The following is a 19,800-nucleotide window of genomic DNA, read 5'->3' as shown; positions in this document are numbered from 1 at the left end:
TCAACTGAATGCGGAGTATCCGAACATGCCAAAAATGAAAACCAAAAGTGGTGCTGCTAAGCGGTTTCTGAAAACTGCTAACGGTATCAAGCACAAGCACGCTTTCAAGAGCCACATCCTGACTAAAATGTCGACCAAGCGTAAGCGTCAACTGCGCGGTAGCAGCTTGCTGCATCCGTCTGACGTGGCAAAAGTCGAGCGCATGCTGCGCCTTCGTTAATTTTAGTCAAGAATAGAGGAAGTAACTCATGGCTCGTGTAAAGCGTGGCGTCATTGCCCGTAAGCGTCACAAAAAAATTCTGAAACTTGCTAAAGGCTACTACGGCGCACGCTCCCGCGTATTCCGTGTTGCCAAGCAAGCGGTAATCAAGGCAGGCCAATACGCCTACCGTGACCGTCGTCAGAAAAAACGTCAGTTCCGCGCTCTGTGGATCGCTCGTATCAACGCTGGTGCTCGTGTTAACGGTCTGTCCTACAGCCGTTTCATCGCTGGCCTGAAAAAAGCGTCCATCGAGATCGACCGTAAGGTTCTGGCTGATCTGGCAGTGAACGAAAAAGCGGTGTTTGCTGCGATTGTCGAGAAAGCTAAAGCCACCTTGGCTTAAGTACCCCCGACAATCACCCGGCCTCGCTTCCGTGGGGCCAGGTGGTAAACGTCTTAAATAGGGGAAGAGCCTTCAAGCTCTTCCCCTATTTTGTATCTGGAGTCTGTACATGGAAAACCTGGATGCGCTGGTCTCTCAAGCACTAGAGGCTGTGCAAAGCGCTGAAGATATCAATGCCCTGGAGCAAATCCGGGTTCAATACCTTGGCAAAAAAGGTGAATTGACTCAGGTGATGAAGACCCTGGGGAATTTGCCGGCAGAAGAGCGTCCGCAAGTCGGCGCCCTGATCAACGTTGCCAAGGAACGTGTCACAGGCGTTCTCAATGCGCGCATGGCTCTGTTTGAAGAAGCCGAACTGGCTGCCAAACTGTCCGCCGAATCCATTGACGTGACGTTGCCGGGCCGTGGTCAGACCTCCGGTGGTCTGCATCCGGTGACCCGGACTCTGGAACGCGTAGAACAGTTCTTCACCCGCATTGGCTACGGCATCGCCGAAGGCCCTGAGGTCGAAGACGACTATCACAACTTTGAAGCGCTCAACATCCCAGGCCACCACCCGGCCCGGTCGATGCATGACACCTTCTATTTCAACGCCAACATGTTGCTGCGCACCCATACCTCGCCGGTTCAGGTCCGCACCATGGAATCGAAGCAGCCGCCGATCCGCATCGTCTGCCCAGGCCGCGTGTATCGCAGCGACTCCGATATCACCCACTCGCCGATGTTCCACCAGGTCGAAGGCCTGCTGGTTGATCGCGACATCAATTTTGCCGATCTCAAAGGCACCATCGAAGAATTCCTGCGGGTGTTCTTCGAGAAAGAGCTGGCCGTACGTTTCCGTCCTTCGTACTTCCCGTTCACCGAGCCATCCGCTGAAGTCGATATGGAATGCGTGATGTGCAGCGGTAAAGGCTGCCGCGTCTGCAAGCAGACCGGCTGGCTGGAAGTGATGGGCTGCGGCATGGTTCACCCGAACGTGCTGCGCATGTCCGGCATCGATCCGGAAGAGTTCTCCGGTTTTGCTTTCGGTATGGGCGTCGAGCGTCTGGCCATGCTCCGTTACGGCGTGAACGACTTGCGTCTGTTCTTCGACAACGACTTGCGGTTCCTCGCGCAATTTCGCTAGTCGTAACGAATTCTTAGGAGAGCAGGATGAAATTCAGTGAACAATGGCTGCGTGGCTGGGTTAGCCCGCAGGTAAATCGCGACGAGCTGGTTGCTCGTCTGTCGATGGCTGGCCTGGAGGTCGATAGCGTGACCCCGGCCGCCGGTGTTTTCAGTGGTGTTGTGGTGGGCGAGGTGCTGAGCACCGAGCAACACCCTGATGCCGACAAGTTGCGCGTTTGCCAGGTCAGCAATGGCGCGGAAACCTTCCAGGTCGTGTGCGGAGCGCCAAACGTGCGTCCGGGCCTGAAGATTCCGTTCGCCATGATCGGTGCCGAACTGCCGGGCGACTTCAAGATCAAGAAAGCCAAGCTGCGCGGCGTTGAGTCCAACGGCATGCTCTGCTCGCAAGCCGAGTTGCAGGTTGGTGAAGGCAACGACGGTCTGATGGAGCTGCCGGCCGATGCGCCGGTGGGCGAAGACTTCCGTGTGTACCTGGAGCTGGAAGACGCCAGCATCGAGGTCGACCTGACTCCGAACCGCGGCGACTGCCTGTCTCTGGCCGGTCTGGCCCGTGAAGTCGGCGCGCTGTACGACGCGCCGGTCACCCGTCCGGTGGTCATGACCATTCCTGCCGTGCACGACGAAGTGCGTTCGGTAGAAGTGCTGGCGCCTGCCGCGTGCCCACGTTACCTGGGCCGGGTTATCCGTAACGTTGATCTGTCCAGGCCAACGCCGCTGTGGATGGTTGAGCGTCTGCGTCGCGCCGACGTGCGCAGCATCGACGCTGCCGTCGACATCACCAACTATGTGATGCTCGAACTGGGCCAGCCGCTGCACGCGTTCGATCTCGCCGAAATCAACGGCGGCATCCGTGTACGCATGGCGGAAGAGGGCGAGAAACTTGTGCTGCTCGACGGTCAGGAAGTCAGCCTGCGTAGCGATACGCTGGTCATCGCCGACCACACCCGCGCGCTGGCGATTGCCGGTGTCATGGGTGGCGAGCACAGCGGTGTGTCCGCGACCACTCGCGACGTATTCCTGGAGAGTGCGTTCTTCGACCAGATCGCTGTGGCGGGCAAGGCTCGTTCCTACGGCCTGCACACCGACGCTTCGCACCGCTACGAGCGTGGCGTCGACTGGCAACTGGCCCGTGAAGCCATGGAGCGCGCCACTGGCCTGCTGCTGGAAATCACTGGCGGCGAAGCCGGCCCGATCATCGAGACCGTCAGCGAACAGCATCTGCCGTCGATCGCGCCTATCACGTTGCGTTCCCAGCGCATCACTCAGATGCTCGGTATGGAAATGGATTCCGCCCAAGTCGAGCGTCTGCTCAGCGGCCTGGGTCTTGGCATTGCTGCCGACGGTGAAGGCCAGTGGCGCGTAGAAGTGCCAAGCCATCGCTTCGACATCAGCCTGGAAGTCGATCTGATCGAAGAGTTGGCCCGTCTGTACGGCTACAACCGTCTGCCTGTTCGTTACCCGCAAGCGCGTCTGGCGCCACAAGCCAAAGCTGAAGCGCGTAGCGATCTGCCGGAACTGCGTCGCCTGCTGGTGGCGCGTGGTTATCAGGAAGCGATCACCTACAGCTTCATCGATCCACGCCAGTTCGAACTGTTCAACCCGGGCGTCGAGCCGCTGTTGCTGGCCAATCCGATCTCCAACGACATGGCTGCCATGCGCTCGTCGCTGTGGCCGGGTCTGGTCAAGGCGCTGCTGCACAACCTCAACCGTCAGCAGGATCGCGTGCGTCTGTTCGAAAGCGGTCTGCGCTTCGTTGGTCAGCTGGAAGGTCTGAAGCAAGAGCCGATGCTGTCCGGTGTGGTTTGCGGTAGCCGTCTGCCGGAAGGTTGGGCGCAGGGTCGCGACACCGTAGACTTCTTCGACGTCAAAGCTGATGTGGAAGCAGTACTCGGCTTCGCCGGTGCACTGGATTCGTTCACCTTCGCACCGGGCAAACACCCGGCGTTGCACCCGGGTCAAACCGCGCGCATCGAGCGCGAAGGGCGTGAAGTCGGCTTCATCGGCGCCATTCACCCGGAATTGTCGAAAGCCTTGGGTCTGGACCGTCCAGTCTTCGTTTTCGAGCTGGTTCTGGCGGAAGTGGCACTCGGTAAAATGCCGAAATTCCACGAGTTGTCGCGCTTTCCTGAAGTGCGTCGTGACCTTGCACTGATTGCGCACAAAGACGTCGCGTCCGCGGCCGTACTGGACGTAATCCGAGAAAATGCAGGCGAATGGCTCACAGATCTCAGGCTGTTTGACGTGTATCAGGGTAAAGGCATTGATCCTGATAGAAAAAGCCTTGCAGTTGGCTTGACCTGGCAGCATCCATCGCGCACTCTTAATGACGATGAGGTGAATTCGACGACGCAAAATATCCTCACCTCGCTCGAACAAAGGTTGAACGCCACGTTAAGGAAGTGACGTATGGGGGCTTTGACGAAAGCTGAGATGGCGGAACGTCTGTATGAAGAGCTGGGCCTGAACAAGCGGGAAGCCAAGGAATTGGTCGAACTGTTTTTCGAGGAAATCAGGCACGCTCTTGAAGACAACGAGCAGGTCAAATTGTCCGGTTTCGGCAATTTCGATCTTCGGGACAAACGCCAGCGGCCTGGCCGCAACCCGAAAACGGGGGAAGAAATCCCGATCACGGCTCGCCGTGTGGTCACCTTTCGTCCAGGGCAGAAGTTGAAGGCCCGAGTTGAGGCTTATGCTGGAACCAAGTCATAACGACGAACTACCCGTCATCCCGGGCAAACGCTACTTCACCATCGGTGAAGTCAGCGAGCTGTGTGCCGTAAAGCCACACGTGCTGCGCTACTGGGAGCAGGAGTTTCCTCAGCTCAACCCCGTCAAACGCCGCGGAAACCGCCGGTATTATCAGCGCCAGGATGTGCTGATGATCCGGCAGATCCGCGCGCTCCTTTACGATCAGGGTTTCACCATCGGCGGCGCACGCTTGCGTTTGTCCGGTGATGAGGCCAAAGACGACACGACCCAGTACAAGCAGATGATTCGGCAGATGATTGCCGAACTGGAAGACGTACTGGTGGTTCTCAAGAAATAAAAAGCAGCGTTTGAATACTTCCAGTTTTCAAACGCTTGCGCTATATTCTTGAGCGTTCTTCGAGGTGAAGAACGAGTTGCAAGACCAGTCGGGGCGTAGCGCAGTCCGGTAGCGCACTAGCATGGGGTGCTAGGGGTCGAGTGTTCGAATCACTCCGTCCCGACCATATAATTCAATGACTTAGCCCAACTTTAGCGAGTTGGGCTTTTTCATGCGTAGGGACTTTTGCGGGGGTTCATCCCGTTTTTCTCCTCAAGATGGTCAGAGCCGGTCCTCGAGAATCGGTTGCCGACACTTTGTTTGCCGCCTCAATCAAATGCTCAAGCTCTGCGGTAGAATAGTGGCTCGTAATGCTGCCGTTCTTGTGCCCAAGTAATGCCTTTCGATCTTCCTCTGTCACGTTCGCTGCACGAAGCCTTCTGCCAAAGGTGTGCTTCAGATCGTGAACCCTGATCGACCGGAACCCAGGGTGTGCTGGCGACTTGTGTTCCTTCTCCCATTTCGCCGCCGCCCTGATCCTGGCACTCTTCCATGCCGTGTCGTTCATGCGGTGCATCGCGGTTGGCCCGTACTCGTCCGGCTGCCCATAAGGGAACACGTACTTTGTGTGCAGACCGCGCTGGCCGTCGATAATCGACATCGCAACCCGATTCAGCACCACCAACCTCTCATCCCTATTTTTAACTCCCGCCTTTTCGTGCCTCCCACCAAATTCTGATGGGATCAGGAACACGCTCGTTCCCAATTCCGGCACCCGTATCTCCCAATCCCACTGAAGTTTGCAGACTTCCTGTTCCCGGCTTCCCGAGTTCACTTTGTAGAGTGCCATCCTCAGCAGGTGATCCGGGATCTCAGCGAACAACATCGACTGCTCTTCCCATGACAACGGGTAGGGCTTCCGGCTCGACCTCTTTTCCTCCAGCATCGAGATCATCGGCACGCTATCCAGCCATGGCCGTTTCTCTGCGTCTCGCCACTTCCTGTGGCACAGGTTCAAGATCCGTACTACTCGCTGCAGAGCGATGTTCACCGTCCTGTTCGATACGCCTGGCTTTACTTTCCCATTCGCTGTTTTTGTTGGCTTCTGCCGATCTCGCTTGAAGGCGGCCAGAGTGCCGTCATCTATATGCGTGATTGGCAGGTCGCCAATGTACGGGTCGAGCTGTTCGATGTGAGACGCAGACAGGGCAATCGAGGCTTGATCCTTGAACTCCACCAGAAATCTGGTGGAAGCCTCCCGCCAGGTTCGCACCTCGCGCACTCCGTAAACCTTTTCCTGCCTGAGCTTTTCCAGGCGGTGGATCAGGTACTGCTCCGCTTCCTGCCTTTCGCTTGATCCAGTGCTTTCCTGAAGTCGCTGACCTCTGACGACTTTGTCGATGTGCCAAATTCCGTTCCTCTCGTAGAGGCCGGAGATTGTTTTTCGCGCCATTTACTTGCTCCTTGGCGCCCACTGCGGGGCTGATTGTTGTCCTGATTGGCGGCTTTTTCAATTGCCATGGACTCGATGTAGGCGTCAGCCCACTGGTCAAGCTCAATCCGGTCGAACCCGATGCCCTGTTTCCCGATCGGGAATTCGCGGACGTTCGGGCGCACCGTTTTGTTGAATTCGTCCCGGCACATACCGAGATAGCCGTATGCCTCGCCGGCGCGAATGAAGCGCGGGAGGATGGGCGCGACCTGGGCCGCGCTTCGATTTGACATGGTGATGCTCCATGCCGCGCGTGGCGGCAGAAGGTGGTGATGAGTTATGCGGCTTGGCGACGTGCCTGAGCTGCGTTTCTGCGTCGAGCCATGAGCAGTTGCAGTCGATAAGTCCGGAACCGCCGGCCATCTTGCGACCTGATTTCTTGAGCCAAGTCGGCCAAGTCCTCGTCGAGCCGGCCGAAGTAGTAGAGGTGCTCGCCATCACCCATCCACTCGGGCTGAGCGATCGCCCAGACGCGCGCTTCGAGGCAGGGCATGCAGGTTTTGCAGGAATCCATGCGCCCATCCCAGCAGCCAGACACAAGCTGGTATTTCTGGCCCGGCTCAATCAGGCCGTAGCACTCGCCGCACTCGTGCCGCTTGCGCGCGGTGGGCGTGGTTTCGGTTTGGAAATCGGACATAACGAATCCTCGCCCGCCGTACACCGGCAGGCTGTTGAGTTACGGGAGGGGTTACTGCTGGATGAGTTCGGCGGGGACTTTGACTGTGGCACCGCGCTTGGCGAAGACCACGGCGCGGAACACTGCGACGGTTCGGGTTTCGCCGGGCTGGCGGTTGAACGGGTCGTTGGTCATGTCGGCCAGCCAAGGGTGCCGGTGGCCAACATCGACCCAGACGCCGTACTTCGTGATCAGTTGCTCGGCGTCGGGCAAAGCAAAGAGATCCAGCTGACCCGCGACGGGCTGCTGGCCACCCTCGATCGCGTTGATTGCCCAGTCCAGCGCCGGGCCGGTCAGTTCCTCGGTGGGAACGCTGACCATGCGACTCATGGTTTCCAGTGCCTGCCTACACGAAACACCATCATCAGGTTGTGATGCAGGGGCACTTTGAGCACGTGGTCGAAAAACTCGCCTTTTCCGGAGATGAAACCGGTAGCGACCTTGCACTTCGCGATCCCAGCCTCTCGCCAACATTCTTCGCCGCCGTTCTGATCCCAGTAGGCCCGTTCGCGTTTCGGAATCTCATCGTAGGTTTTATAAAGGGCATCGGAATCAGGGATATCGCAGATCCGGCGCCATGCTGGGTTGCGCTTGCACCAGTCTGCGGCATGCTGAGAGGCCTGCTCAGGAGAATAAAACTCTTTGGTGTTGTGTTTGTTCATCGCCACGGCCCCTTGTAGATGAGGTAGGCCATGTAGAGCGGGGCGAAGATCATAGTAGGTGCGCTCCTGCTTCAAGTAGGCCGTCGCGGTCTTCGCGCAGGTTGTCGCGCTCAGCCTTGAGCTGGTCGCGTTCTCTGATCAAAGCCTTGAGGGCTGTTGAGATATTCCGGTGACCGAGCGTGATCGTGATGGCTTGAGCCTCGTCGAACAGCTTGACCTTCTGGTCTCGGTCGTCCGCCGCCCGCGCCGCCAGTTCTTTTTCCCGAATCCTCAGACAGCGCTTGCAGGTGACGTACTGCCAGTAATTGGTGAGCTGGTCGTCGGTCATGACGCCGTCTGTGCCGCAGTAAACGTCTTCGGGCGGATCCTGGTCGGCCTCGGTGCCACCGTCCCACGGATAAAGGTGAACCGCTCGCTTGCTCATCCGATCACCGCCTTTATGGTCAGTACCAATGGAAGCCAGAAGAAGAGGGTGCAGCCGATTACGCACTTGGTGATCATGGCGATAGCTCCAGTTCTGCTGGCGCTGTAGCGGCAAGGGTTTCGACTGCCAGGGCGTACACATCCGGGTGCTGCTTATCGAAAGCCGGCATGTGCTCGGTTTCGATCCAGGTGCCGCGCACGGCGCCCTTGGCCAGCCATGCCGGCTTGCTCCCCGGCGCCTGCGTCCACGCGGTGACGCCGATGCCGTGGCTGGCGATCTGTTTGGCGGTGATGAAGCCTTGGCGCCGAAGCTGAGCCAGCACCTTCAACGCCGACTCTTTCCACGGCGTCAGGCGCACGGGTGCAGGCACGCCGGCGGGCAGGTTCGTCACCAGCACTGGCACCTGGCAGCGCTCTGGCGGATTCCAGTCGAACATGTACCAGTCATAAAACGGTTGGTGATTGCTGACCTCCAGAAGGGAATGAGCAAGGCTGAAGGTGAAAGCGTCACCGTGGCGCGTCCAGCTCGACCGCGGTACGAGAACCCTCACGCCGAGGTGTTCCAGCATCTTCACGATTCCTTTGCTGGCGTCGGTGATTTTGCTCACGATCACCAGCCGGTAATCCGGCCCGGCGCGCCCGTAAAGCTCATCGCCGCGACAGGGCAGGATCTGGTCAGCCACCTTGGCGTTTAGCTGCATCTTCGCCTCGACGCCGATCTGCCGGCCGTCTTCGTGCACAACCAGCACGTCGAAGCCGGCGGCCTCGGGGTAGCACGTCCATCCAGGCATTTCGTTGAACTCCTGGATGAATAGCGCGCAGAGGTCCGCCTCCTTTTCGATTTTCTCGATAGGCATTTTTCGTCCTTGCCGCTATAGCGGCTGACTTTGAAGGGGGAGGGAGTTATGGTTTGGCGTGAATTTCGAGGAGGTGTTCGACTTGGTTCGACATCTGGCCGCCGTCCTGCGCGGCTGCGACTAGTTCGAGCGCCCAGTCTTCCAGCCAGTTGCGCGGCACGCCGATAATCTGGGTGTCAGGCGCGTCGGAGCAGTCAAGCGGCCACGCCCGGAGAACCTTGTCCCCGTTGTACGTCAGCAGAGGCTCGCCGGTTTCTTTGTCAGTCCATTTGCCGTCGGCGTTCAGCATGGCGAACGTCAGCACTACATCGCGCTCACCGTCCCAGTTGTCGATGTGCCGCACGGCGTAGAGACCGGGCTTGTAGGTCGAACCGGCTGATGGCTTGAGCGCTGTAAAAACTTCGCCGCGCATTGCATCAATCGCCGAAGACGGCACCGCGCCCGGGTCGCCCTGGATCGCATAGAAAAGCTCGTTGGATCGGAGCAACAGCGCCTCCAGCTCATCAATCCGCTGATCGGCTGCGTTCAGGCGCTGCTGCAACTCTTCAATCTTCCGCTTCAATACGTCCGGATCGTCCGGCCCGCCCCAAGTCGGTCGAAACGCTTGGCTTACTGCGTTCACCAACTGATCCAGCTCGCCGCGCAAGGTCATGTTCTGGAGCATCCCGCAGCGATCCATCACCGCATAGATGGCTTTGTCGCTCATTTCGTTTGTCCAGCTCATACAGCCTCCTTGTCGATCAGTTGTCGGTACCGGTGTAGGTGCGCCAAGGCACCTTCACGCCGTTTACGAGGAATCCCCAGTCACCGCGCCACTTGCTGGTGATGAAGAGGGTGATGACGCCGCTGCGTGATACCTGATCGATGCGGTGGTATTCGCCGTGGTTGAGGGTGGCGGTGTCGCCCTGGTCGCGCTTGATGAACTCGGTGGCGTTGCTGGCGAGCCAGTCGGAGAAGCTTGATTCCGGGCCCGGCGCCAATTCCGCAATGGTTGCCCTTTTTAATTCGTCACTGGCCTGCCGCTGCTCCGTGTACCAGCCGCGCAGGATGATCGTCCTGGCGTTCCATGGGTGGCTATGAAGGTCCCGGTCTTCATCCGGCCGCATGATGTGGTGTATCCGGAGCGACCAAGGGCACCACCACAGAGCCGCCTTGTGCGTCTCCCGGCTGTACGGGTTGAACAGCCACCAGCGGCCCATGTACATCTCGGTGCCGTCGGCGGACATGATGTGCTGGTACGGGGTGAGCTTGGCGCGGGCGACGAGCCATTCGGCGATGACCGGGCGCGCGAGTACCTTGGCGATGATTCGCCAGAAGATGTTCAGCATGGATGGCGTCCTATGCCGGGGCATGCCCGGGCGGTGGAGGGTGGTTACGACTTCTTGAATGTTTTGGTCAGTGCCGCGTTGACGCTGTTGCCTCGCAGCAGAACCACGCGAGCGATGGCGGCCCGATCCTTCTGACTGTGGCTGGCTTGGCCAAGCAGGCCGAAGTAGCTGTTGGCTGTCTCGCGCAGATCCTCAGCCGGCGCCGCGGCGATTCTCTTGAGTGCCTGGGCCGTCGACCGCTTTCGTGTTGTCCTGCGCCAAGGCTTAATGACGTGCCCGACGAAGTCAACGCCTCGATCCACCGGTTGAAGAATGGTCTTCTTGGGGTTCAGTTTGGCGCCGAGTCTCGGCAGGAACGCTTCGACCTGCTCGCGCCACTGATTCAACTGCTGCGGCGATTCATGAAGAAACACGAAGTCATCGACGTAGCGGATGTAGTGCGTGGCGCCGAGCCGGTGCTTTGCGAACTGATCGAGCGCATCGAGGTACACGTTCGCGAAGAACTGCGATGACAGGTTGCCGATCGGCAAGCCGAGGTGCGCTGGCTGCGCTGTCAGGCGCTTGTGCTGTGGCACTCGATTAAACAGATGCGGTGGGCTGCGCAGCACATAGTCTTCGCGCGGGTCGTGCATCAGGATCGTTTCGGCCAATGCCAACCACCAGGGTTCGGTGATTTTCTTCGCCAGTTGCTGGCGCAGCACCTGCTTATCGATCGCAACGAAGAAGTTCGCCAAGTCGCACTTGAGGTAGAAGATCTGCTTCGACCAATTTTGGCTGGCGCTGCGGATCTTCGATTCAAGGCGTTTGGCAGCGTAGAGCGTGCCGCGCCCTGGGATGCATGCGCAACTGTCCGCTATGAAGCTGGCGTAGAAGCGCGGTGCCACATGGTTGTACATCAGGTAGTGGACGACGCGGTCCCGAAACGCTGCTGCCCAAACCTCGCGGGCTTTCGGTCGGGTTACCACGAAACAGATGGAACGGCCTGGCCGGTAAGTGCCGGCAATCAGGTCGTCGTGGAGCTCCAGCAAGTTGATCTCCATGTCCTTCTCGAAGTGCCGGGCGCTCGCGGTGTTCCGCTTGTTCCGGCGACAGTCGTAATACGCTTGGACGAGATCCTCGAACTGGAAGGGTGCAACGCTTAAATCTGCGGACCGGGCGCGCAACGCGCTCAATGTTCTTGTCGTTGTTGTTGAGCCAGCCATCTTCAAAGTCCATGTTGTAGGCGTTGTTGGCGGAGAACTGCGACCTATCGAGCTATCTACATCGCCTTGCCGAAGGCGTAACCGATCAGCAAGGAAACTGCACAAGACCTACGCGGACGCTTTAGACCGGCGGTATCTTTTGTGTGCATGGCGGTGACCCGGAGGTCAGCGGCTCGACCAGATTTTGCGCACAGACGCGAGAGCCTTAGCCCTCACGCAGCGGGCGCGGTTGCGGACTTCTTCCAGGCATTCGCCTGTCGGCCTACAGAGGCCGTTAACTTCATTGCTTTTGCGTGCTGCCCCTTGCTGATCAGCGCTTTATTGGTGAGCGCACGCAGCAAGTAATTCAGCATCCAAATGCTTTCCAGGAGGAGGTTCAGGTGGGGCAGCTTGTCTCTCGACATGTTGGCCCGACCGATCAGCACCAAAACTTGCAGGCACTCGTCTCGAATCTTTGCTCCGACGACCTGCTTAAGGTCGCGTGGGATGTTGCGCACCAGATCGAGCGACATGCCGAGCAGTTCTTCTGCAACCTTGTGGATCTCCAGATCCATATGAAGGGCCATCCTGGCCTCCTTGAAAAGCGAGGGCGCTATCGCGCCCATGAATGAAGGATTGAATGACTAAATAAATCGTCTGCGGACCGGGCGCGCAACGCGCTCAAAGCCCTTGTCGAAGCCGTAGAGCCAGCCATCTTCAAAGTCCATGAAGTAGGCGTTGTCGGCGGAGAACTGCGAACTGGTCCAGTGATAGCGCTTACTGAACACGTCCTTGTCGCCGAGCGTGATCTCCAGAAACGAAGCCTCGCGACGGGACATCAGATGGAAGTCCTTGTGGCCTTCGCGCTCGAAGGCGGCACAGAACTGGGCGGCGGGGTAGGAGTCATCGGCAGCGATAAGGTCGTCCGTATTGGATCGACCATCCCAGGCACTCTTGGCGCCGTTGAGTTCGTTACCGTAGCCACCCCATTCAAACTCGCCTTCCGCATCCGCACCGGTCGGCACGATCAGGTAGTAGGGCTTGCCGTCGCCAGGGAAAAGCCCGCCATTCACACCGCCTTCACCCGGCCAGATTTCACCTACCGCAGGGATGTCGCTTGCGGCGGAGGCCGGTACGACGCCGATCGCCAGAGAAGCCAGCTTGAGCACCACCGATTCATCTGGGCTGCTGATCATCAGGTCGCCACGGGTGTAGGTGGTCAGTTGATTCGTTTGCATTGGATGCTCCTGTGAGCGAATTGGGCGCAGGCTGCCGGCGCTACCCGGCAAGCTTCTGGTCTGAGCATCGTCCTGACGCTCCCGGGAATCGCCTGCATAAAAGCAATGAAGGAATGAATTACTGAATAGGAAGGCTGCGGACCGGGCGCGCAACGCGCTCAACGCCCTTGCCGTTGCTGCTGAGCCAGCCACCTTCAAAGTCCATGCTGTAGGCGTTGTAGGCGGAGAACTGCGAGCTCAGCCAGTGCCAGCGATCTTCGCGCAGGGTGACCAAACCTTCGGCCTTCGCCGCCATCATCAGAGCGCCTTCGAGGTAGGAGGGGATGTGCGCACGCAGTTCCAGCGCCTTGACGGCGATATCGCTACCGGCTTCAGCCATGGCGCGAGTATTAGCGGCGCCATCGCTAAGGCTCTTGGCGCCGGCAACGTCGTCGCCGTACTTGCCCCAGGTGCCGATCAGTTCGTTGTCGAGCAACACCAAGGCGCGCTCTTCGCCGTTCAGCCAGTAGCGATTGACGAAGGTGCCACCTGCGAGAGGTTGACCGCGTTCTGGCAGGTCGGCGGCGGATACGGATTGCTGTACATGTTGAGTCATGGTTTTCTCCGGGTATGCGCCGCCCTCCGTGACCGGATGCGCAGCGTGGGTAGGGGTTATTCGTCGTGGTTGATGCGAAGGGCTTCGCGGTCAAAAGCGAGTTTCAATTTCCGCGACACGTTTTCAGGTATTACGTATTTGTGGGGCGGCGGGGTGAGCAGAGGAAGGGCGCCGCCCGGGCCAAGTCCGTGGAGGTGGTGAATCATCAGTGTGATTGCCTCACCCTGTTCCTCGATGCCGCTCCAGGCCATCAGCTCAGCAAGTGCTTGCCGCGTACCGGTCAGGCAGTGCAGCCTGATTTCCTCTTCGCCGCGCTCCTTCCTCTTCGCCGCGGCTTTCGCTGAGCGATCTGCATTGCTCTTGGCCATGGCCTACCTCTTCAATTCCGCTGGCCGGCAAGTCCAGCCAGGTCTGTCGTTTGCGTTGTTGGGGTCTTCGTTTCATCGAAATGCAGGCTTCAGCTTCGGAAAGTCGATCTCGTTATCCCGGATGATCCGGTCGAGCATGTTGTAACTGATCGCCAGAGCCTTGCAGCACTGGCTCCGATTCATTTCGCCGGCGATGCAGTTCTTTATCTCCGCGACCAATCGCGCTTCCACATCAGGCGGCGCCTTGTTCGGCGCTGTGCCGATCTTCTGCCGAACCTGGAACTTGATTGCGTGCTTGGAAGCGATCGCCTTCAGCGTTGCCAGAGCAATTCCTTCCCGCTCACAGATCTCGTTCCGGGTCAGCGTCTTGGCCATTTCTCGGATTCGCGCAACGCGAGCGGTCGTTTCGTCCTTCACCTTCGGTCGCTGAAAGCTTGGCGGATGCTTCCGCTCGGAGGTGCTGGTGAACTTGATCGGCGCCGGTTCCGGCTCATGAATTTTTCCGCCGGCGGCCAAGTACTGGGCAATCTGAGCGGAAAGGTCGTTTGCGTCCTGACGCCGCCGCTCGACGTCGTTGAGGTGGTTACTGATCATGCTGCCACCTTCACCAGCCTCACGCCGGCCATGCTGAATTTGCCGCCCTGATCGGCGACAAGTGCGTCGAGGTTTTCCCAGCTCACGGTCAGCACCGAGATAGGCGCTTGGCCGTAGGCAACTGCTTTGATCAGCGACTCCAGATCGAACACTTCGGCCTGCAGGCTCACCGGTACCGAAGTTGTGGTTGCTGGCTTCGAGGCAGACTGAGCAGGCGCGGCGGCTTTCACCGATACCGGGGAAGCGACTGGTGCAGGCTCAGCAGGGGCCTTGGCTTTCGCCTCAGCTTCAATCCGTTGCAGCTCCTGTTGTCGGATCTGCTCGCGCTGCGCTTCGGCTTTTTGCTCCTCAGCCTTTTGGTGTTCAGAGATTCGCACCTTGATCAGTGCGACCAGGTCATCGTTGGCCTTGAGGACGAGTTGCTGAATATCGCTGAACAAGAATGCATGGTCGGGCGCGAGCTCGGCCAAGCTGGTCAAATTCAAGCGAATGGCATCTGCTGACTGGCTCGCGGCGATTTTTGCTCGAGCCAGCTCGGTATCGACGGCGTCCTGCAGGCTGGCGATCGTGCGCTTGTTCTTCATCGCGCCGGCGAAGTCTGAAGCAACCGCTGGCAGCGTCACCCGGCCCAGTGTTTTATTGATGGCCGCGACGTGATCCGCCAGCGACTGTTCCGCCTTCTGCTTGATGTTGGTCTTCACCAGCAGCTCTTGAGCCTTCACAAGCTTGTCGACCTTCAAGCGCGTCTCGCGAGCATGTGCGCTGATTCGATCCAGAGACGAGAAAAGCTCGTCAATGCTTTGTGTTTGGGAGAGCGCTTGCTTCTTCGCTACCGCAACGGCTTCTTCGACATCGCCACACCACTTGACCGCCTTCTTCGCGTCGGCAAAGTCTTGGTCGGTCTGCAGGGTGGTTTTCACAGAGTCAATGACAGCGAGAGCCGAATCCTCGAACACCTTAAGGTTGCTCGCGGTGACCATGCCGGTCAGTTCGATGCGTAGCGCTGGCAGCTCGTCCGGGGCCTTGCCGACGATAATCGACGGCGCCTCGGCCATTTCGAAGTTGGCCAGGTCGACCTCGAACTGTTTCCAGCCTTCAACCAACTGCGCGGCGCGGCCGGCGACAGGTCGGTATTCCATGTGCACGAAGTTTTCGGCAGTGCCGTCGGAGCAAACGAAAATCACGCGCTCGGCGCCACTCACCAGCAGTTGCTGCTCAAGCTGCCAGTAGTAGTGCGGATCCAGCTCGCCGGCCTTCACCTGGGCGACCAACGATTCGTTCCAAAGCTTGTGCTCGAAAAGGGTCTCGCCCAGCATCGTCGCGCCGTCCATGGAGGCGAGCAGATTGCCGTCGGTGCCCACGACTGGATACAACTCTTCGCCGATCATGACTTCAACCAGCGGCCGAGCGAGCGCTTCAGTTGCGTGGCCTTTGTCGAAGATGTACTGCTGCGCCTGAGTGACCTCCGGCGTAATGCCGGTTTTCTTCATGGTCAACAGATCGGTGCGGGTCTGGTACTTCGAGGCACCCATCATTGCGGGCGCTTCAGAGGCAGTGAAGTGCTTGGCGCGGAGTGCATGCCACTCGGCGGAGCCTTGAGCTACATTGTGAATTTTCATGCTGTATCTCCATCGAGGGCTTTCAGGTTCTGGATTTTTTCGATCTGCGCCGGGCTCAGCGTGTACTTGCTGCTGATGGTCGCGATCAGGTGTTCTGGGCTGGTTCGGTTGGCATCAACCAGTGGCTGCCATTTGGCGATGTTCTCTTTCAGGAGATCATCGGAGTAGGGCGGAAGAGCTTCTGGCTCAGACTCTTGCTGCCGCTGCGGACTCACATCACGCGGCGCCTCTTCGAATGTTTTGCCTTCCATCTCGTCGGCAGTTGGCGCTGATCCGACCTCAGGGAATGCCTTGCGCAGCGCTTGGGCCTCGGCGCACTTGGCGAGCTGGGCGAAAGCGCGGCGCTTCCACATGGTGTTTGGGGCAATCGTGTCCTTGCCGGCCGTTGCGTAGTTCTCAAGCCAGCGCTCGTTTGCGGTGAACTCGGCAACGAGGCCGTTCGACATTTGGCGCTTGACGGTCACCCGGCACCACTCTGGATAGGTGACGTCCACGCCGCCCAGCTTTGCGGTGATTGGCGGCCCGTATTCAGGATCGCTGATCCCTGCGTACTGTCCGGTTCGCGCCGCTTGAATGCGATAGAGGCCAATGCCAGGCATGACCGTGTCCTGCATCTTCTTCGCCTTGGCGTTCCAGATAGGCACGATGTGCACAGGCTTCAACATTGGGTCGAGGTGTGCGGCCTGGCAATAAGCCAAAACCATCACAACCGAATTCTTCTCTGCGCCGGGATAGAGGCTGCTGCTCAGCACTTCAACAAGAGCCGCCTCAGACATCGCAGGCAACTGATCTTCCTGCTTCATTACTGCGCTCACGGGAAATCCTTGCCGCGACATGCGCAGCGATTGAATGCTTGGGTTATTGAGTGACGCGATCGGCGAGGGCGCTGAGCAGCATCAGGAAGGTGAAAACGCCGATGGCAGAGAACGATCCGCGCCGGATCAGCACGCGGCGTGCCCGCTGAAGACTGGTCATCGGAACACGTGGTAGGTGGTGGAGCGCGGCACCTGGCACGTACCCTGACCATCGCGAACGACGCCGTAGGCTCCTGCACCGGCTACCAGAACCGCAACGAGAATCCAGTAGACGAGATTCATAGTCGAGCCCTCACGGCGATGCGTCCGCCTTTCATGGTTACCGACAGGCGCTGCGGGAGGTTGTCGACCAGATCCTCGCGCGTGCGGCCTATCACCTCATTGAAGGGAAGGCCGAAGCCGAGTATCGCGATGCGGCGCTCGATGTCGTCGAGCTGCTCATCAACCAACGTTTTCACCGGCGGGGTTGTCATGCGGAAACTCCTTTCAGGTAGTCGTTGCGCTCGACGAACTTGGCGTCCAGCGCATCGCGATAACGATTGGCGGTGCGGGTATCGATGATCTCGGCGAACTCAGCCATTTCGATCATGCCCATGACGAAGGTGCGATCCGGTACCGGTGTGCAGGACTTGCGCATCTTCGCGATCTCAAGGCCCAGCCGGGCCAGTGCTACCTGATTGCTCATAGCTCGTTGTCCTCGGCCTGGGCGATCAGCGCGTCATCGACAAGGGGTCGAAGTAGGGCCTCTGCGATTTCGCCGAGCTTGCCCAGTGGGTGGTCGCTGGGGCCGAGCAGTTCGGCGGAGGCGACCTTGTCCGCGTGACCTCGTTCGGCGGCGATCAGCAAGAAGCCCAGCGAAGCCGTGGTGATCTCGCAGCCTGCAATCCGTCCGTTTGCATGCTCATCAACTGCCAGAGCGAACTGGGACAGCGTGACGCCCTGAGCTGGCCGCATGCGGCGCTGGAATGAGACGTCGCAGCCGAACCGCGTCAACTGCTCGACGGCGTTGTAAAGCCACTCAGCCCGAGCCACTTCCTGCGCGCTCTCGCTCACCATCGGAGGCAACTGCGCGTCGTGCATGGCCTGACAAATCTTCAGTGCTGCGTTCATGGTTGCCTCCAGAGTGGCGGTAGATCAGGAGTCTGCTGCGATATCCGCGAGGATTTGAGCTTTGCGCTTCTCGAAGCGGGCGCTCCAAGTTGGTCTGCCATCTACGCGCCAGATGGTCGCGCCGCGCTTGCGGAGCTTCCGAGCTCGAGTTGGAGAAATTCGATTCCCCCATTTTTCGGTGCGGTAAATGGCTTCCCAGTACTCGACCGTCTCGCGCTTGTCGTACTTGTAATACCGGCTGCTCGGCTTGTTTTTCGAGAGCCATTCGTTTACCAGCGATACGTCAACTGTGGCCGAGCTGAAGACGTAGCAGCGCGCAAGAGACTCAAGGGTACCGACGCCGACCTGCGCGGTTGGCACGCCAACATCGGCACCGCACGACCAGACCTGACCCCTGCATTCCAGCGTTGACCCATCCGTGAGCTGGATCGTGAATTCCCGCCCGGCGAAGGCGTCGCGCGACCCCGGCACAATTTGGAGGAAGTCGTAAAAGCCGCCGTCGTTCGATACCAGAAGGTTTCCGGTGCGCTCGTAAACGCAGCGGGGTAATTCGTCTAGCAGCAGAAACGTCTGCCCCTGCTTCGTCCTGATCACATCAATGATCTTCGGCATTACGGAAACCTCTGTGGTTGATCCAACAAAACTCGGATGCACTCATCCGCTCCGCTGGTTGCCGTTGGGCGCGGAGGGGAGTGCATTCGGGTGGTGTCGGGGAAGTGATGCCGGTTACGTCTCCGGCGCCAGCCTCTGCTGGCCGTGGCCCAGGGTTTTGAGTCCCTGTGCTACTGGGCACTACGGGACTTGATGCAGGTGGGCGGTTATAGACCGCATTTTCGTCCGCATCGGGGTGTGATCTACGACGGGTTTCGAAGCCCGCAACCACCACGGTTCCAACCTATGGGCATCCAGCCCTATTCCGGTCGGGGGTAGCTCTACCATTGAGCTACGCAGATCACACCCCGATGCGCTCTCATAGAGAGGATCGGGCAGTTAACGACAGGCTGTCGTGTCAGGCCCATGTATTCCGTTTCAAGCGCTGTGGATGGCAGCTACGCGGTTTGCAGCGGGACCTGATCATCTTTCAGCATCAATCCGCGCTCAGTGCAAAACTGAATCTCTACGCCGTATCCAGCGCGATTCAGAACCTGCTGACCGTTCTGGTCGTAGATCGCTCGGTGATGACCGAAGCCGCTCTTGCGCAGCGTGCGCTCAACCGTATAACCGTGGCGCTGGTAGCAGCCGTTTGGGCTATTTGGGTCTGGCATCGTCTTGCCCTCCAGGGCGGTTGATTTCCCGTCTGGCCCTGTCGCCAAGGCCAGCCAGTGAAATCTTCAAGCAGCAGCCTTGCAGTCAGCCGCCGTCATTCGATGGCCGTCTTCGCACTCAACGACACGTACACCACTGGTGAATCCGCGTTCAGCGTTGAGCCTGTTCGCCTCTCGGATGCAGGCATTCAGGTCGGCGTCTGCGAAGACCTGCAGCTCACCGCGCAGGGTGATGTGGATGACCTTGTTCATCGTGTTGCCCTCGGTTGTTTTCCCAATGCACCCGTCACCAGGTGCATCAGTGAAAAGACCGTCATGCCGCGATGGTCGCCTGTTGCGCAAGAAGCTCAGTCGCTGCTTCACGTGGCATGCAGCCATCTGAATACAGGTCGAACAGGTCGCTTTCTTCCTGCGATCCCTCAACGACGTAATGCCCAAGGACATTTCCAGCCTTGTTCAGCCAGTCGCGATAAGCGAGGAAAGATGATTCATCGCGGCACTCCTCGGCCGCCATAGTTGCCATGTTGAACATTGTGCTGCCCTCCGGTTGTCATCCCAGAACGCCCTGTCGCCAAGGCGCTCCAGTGATGCTTTCCGCCGTGACCCGCTACTGGCGCAGTCACCGGCTTGATTCTCAAATTGTTTGTCCGGCCGCGACTCTGTCCGCCGGAAAACTGGATTTGGCGCTTTACGCTGCACGCCCGGGTCAGTTGCCAACCCTCTGAACCGTTGAGGCCGGTTCATCGCTGCCTTCGAATCTGGGCCGGTGGTGATCCGGCAAGGTCTTGCGGTATCGCTAAAGAGCGGCTGGTCTGCTGA

Annotated in this window: 30 protein-coding genes and 1 tRNA gene; 7 read left to right on the top strand and 24 right to left on the bottom strand. The window is 59.0% G+C overall.

Features of this window, described 5'->3' with window-relative positions; genetic code table 11:
- Nucleotides 1–25: 25 nt before the first annotated feature.
- The 7 genes from rpmI (at nucleotide 26) to L8H52_RS24760 (ending at nucleotide 4,945) form a co-directional block, all read left to right on the top strand.
- Entirely contained in the window at nucleotides 26–220 is a 195-nt protein-coding gene (gene rpmI / locus L8H52_RS24790; protein ID WP_002553160.1) for a 50S ribosomal protein L35, read from the top strand.
- Nucleotides 221–248: 28 nt separating this feature from the next.
- Entirely contained in the window at nucleotides 249–605 is a 357-nt protein-coding gene (gene rplT, locus L8H52_RS24785) for a 50S ribosomal protein L20 (RefSeq protein WP_007913489.1), read from the top strand.
- Nucleotides 606–714: 109 nt separating this feature from the next.
- Nucleotides 715–1,731: a phenylalanine--tRNA ligase subunit alpha gene (gene pheS, locus L8H52_RS24780; protein WP_003226365.1), complete on the top strand. Its 1,017-nt coding sequence runs from the start codon at nucleotides 715–717 to the stop codon at nucleotides 1,729–1,731.
- A 26-nt stretch (nucleotides 1,732–1,757) separates the two neighbouring features.
- Entirely contained in the window at nucleotides 1,758–4,136 is a 2,379-nt protein-coding gene (gene pheT, locus L8H52_RS24775) for a phenylalanine--tRNA ligase subunit beta (protein ID WP_242209131.1), read from the top strand.
- A 3-nt stretch (nucleotides 4,137–4,139) separates the two neighbouring features.
- The gene (gene ihfA, locus L8H52_RS24770; protein ID WP_002553164.1) at nucleotides 4,140–4,442 is read left to right on the top strand and encodes an integration host factor subunit alpha; all 303 of its coding nucleotides are present in this window, start codon (nucleotides 4,140–4,142) and stop codon (nucleotides 4,440–4,442) included.
- Nucleotides 4,423–4,779: a MerR family transcriptional regulator gene (locus tag L8H52_RS24765; RefSeq protein ID WP_003179985.1), complete on the top strand. Its 357-nt coding sequence runs from the start codon at nucleotides 4,423–4,425 to the stop codon at nucleotides 4,777–4,779. The genes ihfA and L8H52_RS24765 overlap by 20 nt, the downstream gene beginning before the upstream one ends.
- A gap of 89 nt (nucleotides 4,780–4,868) precedes the next feature.
- Nucleotides 4,869–4,945, top strand: a tRNA-Pro gene (locus tag L8H52_RS24760).
- 69 nt (nucleotides 4,946–5,014) lie between these two features.
- On the opposite strand, the gene L8H52_RS24755 is transcribed toward L8H52_RS24760, so the two are convergent.
- The 24 genes from L8H52_RS24755 to L8H52_RS24640 all read right to left on the bottom strand — a co-directional run bounded on the left by L8H52_RS24755 (nucleotide 5,015) and on the right by L8H52_RS24640 (nucleotide 19,513).
- Nucleotides 5,015–6,196 carry a tyrosine-type recombinase/integrase gene (locus L8H52_RS24755; protein ID WP_242209204.1) on the bottom strand — a complete coding sequence of 394 codons (1,182 nt, stop codon included), beginning with the start codon at nucleotides 6,194–6,196 and terminating at the stop codon, nucleotides 5,015–5,017.
- Nucleotides 6,082–6,483: a hypothetical protein gene (locus tag L8H52_RS30545; RefSeq protein ID WP_224794775.1), complete on the bottom strand. Its 402-nt coding sequence runs from the start codon at nucleotides 6,481–6,483 to the stop codon at nucleotides 6,082–6,084. Before L8H52_RS30545 ends, L8H52_RS24755 begins: the two co-directional genes overlap by 115 nt.
- 44 nt (nucleotides 6,484–6,527) lie before the next feature.
- The gene (locus L8H52_RS24745; protein ID WP_242209132.1) at nucleotides 6,528–6,887 is read right to left on the bottom strand and encodes a hypothetical protein; all 360 of its coding nucleotides are present in this window, start codon (nucleotides 6,885–6,887) and stop codon (nucleotides 6,528–6,530) included.
- A gap of 51 nt (nucleotides 6,888–6,938) precedes the next feature.
- Nucleotides 6,939–7,256, bottom strand: a complete 318-nt coding sequence (locus L8H52_RS24740; protein ID WP_242209133.1) for a hypothetical protein — start codon at nucleotides 7,254–7,256, stop codon at nucleotides 6,939–6,941.
- Complete coding sequence (locus tag L8H52_RS24735; RefSeq protein WP_242209134.1) at nucleotides 7,253–7,588, bottom strand: hypothetical protein; 336 nt, start codon at nucleotides 7,586–7,588, stop codon at nucleotides 7,253–7,255. The genes L8H52_RS24740 and L8H52_RS24735 overlap by 4 nt, the downstream gene beginning before the upstream one ends.
- 49 nt (nucleotides 7,589–7,637) lie before the next feature.
- On the bottom strand, nucleotides 7,638–8,012 hold the full coding sequence (locus L8H52_RS24730) for a hypothetical protein (RefSeq protein WP_242209135.1): 375 nt from the start codon (nucleotides 8,010–8,012) through the stop codon (nucleotides 7,638–7,640).
- A gap of 73 nt (nucleotides 8,013–8,085) precedes the next feature.
- A complete protein-coding gene (locus L8H52_RS24725) occupies nucleotides 8,086–8,868 on the bottom strand; it encodes a hypothetical protein (RefSeq protein WP_242209136.1) in 783 nt (260 codons plus the stop codon).
- A gap of 46 nt (nucleotides 8,869–8,914) precedes the next feature.
- Entirely contained in the window at nucleotides 8,915–9,592 is a 678-nt protein-coding gene (locus L8H52_RS24720) for a hypothetical protein (RefSeq protein ID WP_242209137.1), read from the bottom strand.
- Nucleotides 9,593–9,608: 16 nt separating this feature from the next.
- Entirely contained in the window at nucleotides 9,609–10,196 is a 588-nt protein-coding gene (locus L8H52_RS24715) for a hypothetical protein (protein WP_242209138.1), read from the bottom strand.
- Nucleotides 10,197–10,240: 44 nt separating this feature from the next.
- Nucleotides 10,241–11,236: an RNA-directed DNA polymerase gene (locus L8H52_RS24710; protein ID WP_242209205.1), complete on the bottom strand. Its 996-nt coding sequence runs from the start codon at nucleotides 11,234–11,236 to the stop codon at nucleotides 10,241–10,243.
- A 374-nt stretch (nucleotides 11,237–11,610) separates the two neighbouring features.
- The gene (locus L8H52_RS24705) at nucleotides 11,611–11,964 is read right to left on the bottom strand and encodes a four helix bundle protein (RefSeq protein WP_108183214.1); all 354 of its coding nucleotides are present in this window, start codon (nucleotides 11,962–11,964) and stop codon (nucleotides 11,611–11,613) included.
- A 57-nt stretch (nucleotides 11,965–12,021) separates the two neighbouring features.
- Nucleotides 12,022–12,615, bottom strand: a complete 594-nt coding sequence (locus tag L8H52_RS24700) for a DUF1566 domain-containing protein (protein ID WP_242209139.1) — start codon at nucleotides 12,613–12,615, stop codon at nucleotides 12,022–12,024.
- A gap of 118 nt (nucleotides 12,616–12,733) precedes the next feature.
- The gene (locus L8H52_RS24695; protein ID WP_242209140.1) at nucleotides 12,734–13,210 is read right to left on the bottom strand and encodes a hypothetical protein; all 477 of its coding nucleotides are present in this window, start codon (nucleotides 13,208–13,210) and stop codon (nucleotides 12,734–12,736) included.
- Between the two features lie 56 nt (nucleotides 13,211–13,266).
- Nucleotides 13,267–13,578: a hypothetical protein gene (locus L8H52_RS24690; RefSeq protein WP_242209141.1), complete on the bottom strand. Its 312-nt coding sequence runs from the start codon at nucleotides 13,576–13,578 to the stop codon at nucleotides 13,267–13,269.
- Between the two features lie 72 nt (nucleotides 13,579–13,650).
- A complete protein-coding gene (locus L8H52_RS24685) occupies nucleotides 13,651–14,172 on the bottom strand; it encodes a hypothetical protein (protein WP_242209142.1) in 522 nt (173 codons plus the stop codon).
- The gene (locus tag L8H52_RS24680) at nucleotides 14,169–15,791 is read right to left on the bottom strand and encodes a YqaJ viral recombinase family protein (protein WP_242209143.1); all 1,623 of its coding nucleotides are present in this window, start codon (nucleotides 15,789–15,791) and stop codon (nucleotides 14,169–14,171) included. The genes L8H52_RS24685 and L8H52_RS24680 overlap by 4 nt, the downstream gene beginning before the upstream one ends.
- Nucleotides 15,788–16,594 carry a phage recombination protein Bet gene (bet, locus tag L8H52_RS24675; RefSeq protein ID WP_242209144.1) on the bottom strand — a complete coding sequence of 269 codons (807 nt, stop codon included), beginning with the start codon at nucleotides 16,592–16,594 and terminating at the stop codon, nucleotides 15,788–15,790. Before bet ends, L8H52_RS24680 begins: the two co-directional genes overlap by 4 nt.
- A 290-nt stretch (nucleotides 16,595–16,884) precedes the next feature.
- On the bottom strand, nucleotides 16,885–17,079 hold the full coding sequence (locus tag L8H52_RS24670; protein ID WP_242209145.1) for a hypothetical protein: 195 nt from the start codon (nucleotides 17,077–17,079) through the stop codon (nucleotides 16,885–16,887).
- Nucleotides 17,076–17,291, bottom strand: a complete 216-nt coding sequence (locus L8H52_RS24665; protein ID WP_242209146.1) for a hypothetical protein — start codon at nucleotides 17,289–17,291, stop codon at nucleotides 17,076–17,078. Before L8H52_RS24665 ends, L8H52_RS24670 begins: the two co-directional genes overlap by 4 nt.
- On the bottom strand, nucleotides 17,288–17,716 hold the full coding sequence (locus tag L8H52_RS24660; protein ID WP_242209147.1) for a hypothetical protein: 429 nt from the start codon (nucleotides 17,714–17,716) through the stop codon (nucleotides 17,288–17,290). The genes L8H52_RS24665 and L8H52_RS24660 overlap by 4 nt, the downstream gene beginning before the upstream one ends.
- 24 nt (nucleotides 17,717–17,740) lie before the next feature.
- Nucleotides 17,741–18,328 carry a hypothetical protein gene (locus L8H52_RS24655; RefSeq protein ID WP_242209148.1) on the bottom strand — a complete coding sequence of 196 codons (588 nt, stop codon included), beginning with the start codon at nucleotides 18,326–18,328 and terminating at the stop codon, nucleotides 17,741–17,743.
- Between the two features lie 437 nt (nucleotides 18,329–18,765).
- Nucleotides 18,766–18,981, bottom strand: a complete 216-nt coding sequence (locus tag L8H52_RS24650) for a hypothetical protein (protein ID WP_242209149.1) — start codon at nucleotides 18,979–18,981, stop codon at nucleotides 18,766–18,768.
- Nucleotides 18,982–19,047: 66 nt separating this feature from the next.
- Nucleotides 19,048–19,233: a hypothetical protein gene (locus tag L8H52_RS24645; protein ID WP_242209150.1), complete on the bottom strand. Its 186-nt coding sequence runs from the start codon at nucleotides 19,231–19,233 to the stop codon at nucleotides 19,048–19,050.
- A 61-nt stretch (nucleotides 19,234–19,294) separates the two neighbouring features.
- The gene (locus tag L8H52_RS24640; protein WP_242209151.1) at nucleotides 19,295–19,513 is read right to left on the bottom strand and encodes a hypothetical protein; all 219 of its coding nucleotides are present in this window, start codon (nucleotides 19,511–19,513) and stop codon (nucleotides 19,295–19,297) included.
- Nucleotides 19,514–19,800: the final 287 nt, after the last annotated feature.

Source organism: Pseudomonas sp. CROZ-RG-20F-R04-15 (assembly GCF_022662375.1).
Taxonomy (GTDB): domain Bacteria; phylum Pseudomonadota; class Gammaproteobacteria; order Pseudomonadales; family Pseudomonadaceae; genus Aquipseudomonas.
The sequence above is the reverse complement of the archived record's forward strand: the minus strand, read 5'-3'. Positions and strand labels throughout refer to the sequence as shown.

Excerpts from the sequence above, each read along its gene's own strand:
- L8H52_RS24765 (WP_003179985.1), top strand. The coding sequence starts at position 4,423 with ATGCTGGAACCAAGTCATAACGACGAACTACCCGTCATCCCGGGCAAA.
- L8H52_RS24695 (WP_242209140.1), bottom strand. The coding sequence starts at position 13,210 with ATGACTCAACATGTACAGCAATCCGTATCCGCCGCCGACCTGCCAGAA.
- L8H52_RS24700 (WP_242209139.1), bottom strand. The coding sequence starts at position 12,615 with ATGCAAACGAATCAACTGACCACCTACACCCGTGGCGACCTGATGATC.
- L8H52_RS24685 (WP_242209142.1), bottom strand. The coding sequence starts at position 14,172 with ATGATCAGTAACCACCTCAACGACGTCGAGCGGCGGCGTCAGGACGCA.
- L8H52_RS24710 (WP_242209205.1), bottom strand. The coding sequence starts at position 11,236 with ATGGAGATCAACTTGCTGGAGCTCCACGACGACCTGATTGCCGGCACT.
- pheT (WP_242209131.1), top strand. The coding sequence starts at position 1,758 with ATGAAATTCAGTGAACAATGGCTGCGTGGCTGGGTTAGCCCGCAGGTA.
- L8H52_RS24655 (WP_242209148.1), bottom strand. The coding sequence starts at position 18,328 with ATGCCGAAGATCATTGATGTGATCAGGACGAAGCAGGGGCAGACGTTT.
- L8H52_RS24735 (WP_242209134.1), bottom strand. The coding sequence starts at position 7,588 with ATGAACAAACACAACACCAAAGAGTTTTATTCTCCTGAGCAGGCCTCT.
- L8H52_RS24660 (WP_242209147.1), bottom strand. The coding sequence starts at position 17,716 with ATGAACGCAGCACTGAAGATTTGTCAGGCCATGCACGACGCGCAGTTG.
- L8H52_RS24690 (WP_242209141.1), bottom strand. The coding sequence starts at position 13,578 with ATGGCCAAGAGCAATGCAGATCGCTCAGCGAAAGCCGCGGCGAAGAGG.
- pheS (WP_003226365.1), top strand. The coding sequence starts at position 715 with ATGGAAAACCTGGATGCGCTGGTCTCTCAAGCACTAGAGGCTGTGCAA.
- L8H52_RS24650 (WP_242209149.1), bottom strand. The coding sequence starts at position 18,981 with ATGCCAGACCCAAATAGCCCAAACGGCTGCTACCAGCGCCACGGTTAT.
- L8H52_RS24680 (WP_242209143.1), bottom strand. The coding sequence starts at position 15,791 with ATGAAAATTCACAATGTAGCTCAAGGCTCCGCCGAGTGGCATGCACTC.
- ihfA (WP_002553164.1), top strand. The coding sequence starts at position 4,140 with ATGGGGGCTTTGACGAAAGCTGAGATGGCGGAACGTCTGTATGAAGAG.
- L8H52_RS24740 (WP_242209133.1), bottom strand. The coding sequence starts at position 7,256 with ATGAGTCGCATGGTCAGCGTTCCCACCGAGGAACTGACCGGCCCGGCG.
- L8H52_RS24715 (WP_242209138.1), bottom strand. The coding sequence starts at position 10,196 with ATGCTGAACATCTTCTGGCGAATCATCGCCAAGGTACTCGCGCGCCCG.
- bet (WP_242209144.1), bottom strand. The coding sequence starts at position 16,594 with ATGAAGCAGGAAGATCAGTTGCCTGCGATGTCTGAGGCGGCTCTTGTT.
- rpmI (WP_002553160.1), top strand. The coding sequence starts at position 26 with ATGCCAAAAATGAAAACCAAAAGTGGTGCTGCTAAGCGGTTTCTGAAA.
- L8H52_RS24730 (WP_242209135.1), bottom strand. The coding sequence starts at position 8,012 with ATGAGCAAGCGAGCGGTTCACCTTTATCCGTGGGACGGTGGCACCGAG.
- L8H52_RS24705 (WP_108183214.1), bottom strand. The coding sequence starts at position 11,964 with ATGGCCCTTCATATGGATCTGGAGATCCACAAGGTTGCAGAAGAACTG.
- L8H52_RS24645 (WP_242209150.1), bottom strand. The coding sequence starts at position 19,233 with ATGAACAAGGTCATCCACATCACCCTGCGCGGTGAGCTGCAGGTCTTC.
- L8H52_RS24640 (WP_242209151.1), bottom strand. The coding sequence starts at position 19,513 with ATGTTCAACATGGCAACTATGGCGGCCGAGGAGTGCCGCGATGAATCA.
- rplT (WP_007913489.1), top strand. The coding sequence starts at position 249 with ATGGCTCGTGTAAAGCGTGGCGTCATTGCCCGTAAGCGTCACAAAAAA.
- L8H52_RS24725 (WP_242209136.1), bottom strand. The coding sequence starts at position 8,868 with ATGCCTATCGAGAAAATCGAAAAGGAGGCGGACCTCTGCGCGCTATTC.
- L8H52_RS24720 (WP_242209137.1), bottom strand. The coding sequence starts at position 9,592 with ATGAGCTGGACAAACGAAATGAGCGACAAAGCCATCTATGCGGTGATG.
- L8H52_RS24665 (WP_242209146.1), bottom strand. The coding sequence starts at position 17,291 with ATGAGCAATCAGGTAGCACTGGCCCGGCTGGGCCTTGAGATCGCGAAG.
- L8H52_RS30545 (WP_224794775.1), bottom strand. The coding sequence starts at position 6,483 with ATGTCAAATCGAAGCGCGGCCCAGGTCGCGCCCATCCTCCCGCGCTTC.
- L8H52_RS24745 (WP_242209132.1), bottom strand. The coding sequence starts at position 6,887 with ATGTCCGATTTCCAAACCGAAACCACGCCCACCGCGCGCAAGCGGCAC.
- L8H52_RS24670 (WP_242209145.1), bottom strand. The coding sequence starts at position 17,079 with ATGACAACCCCGCCGGTGAAAACGTTGGTTGATGAGCAGCTCGACGAC.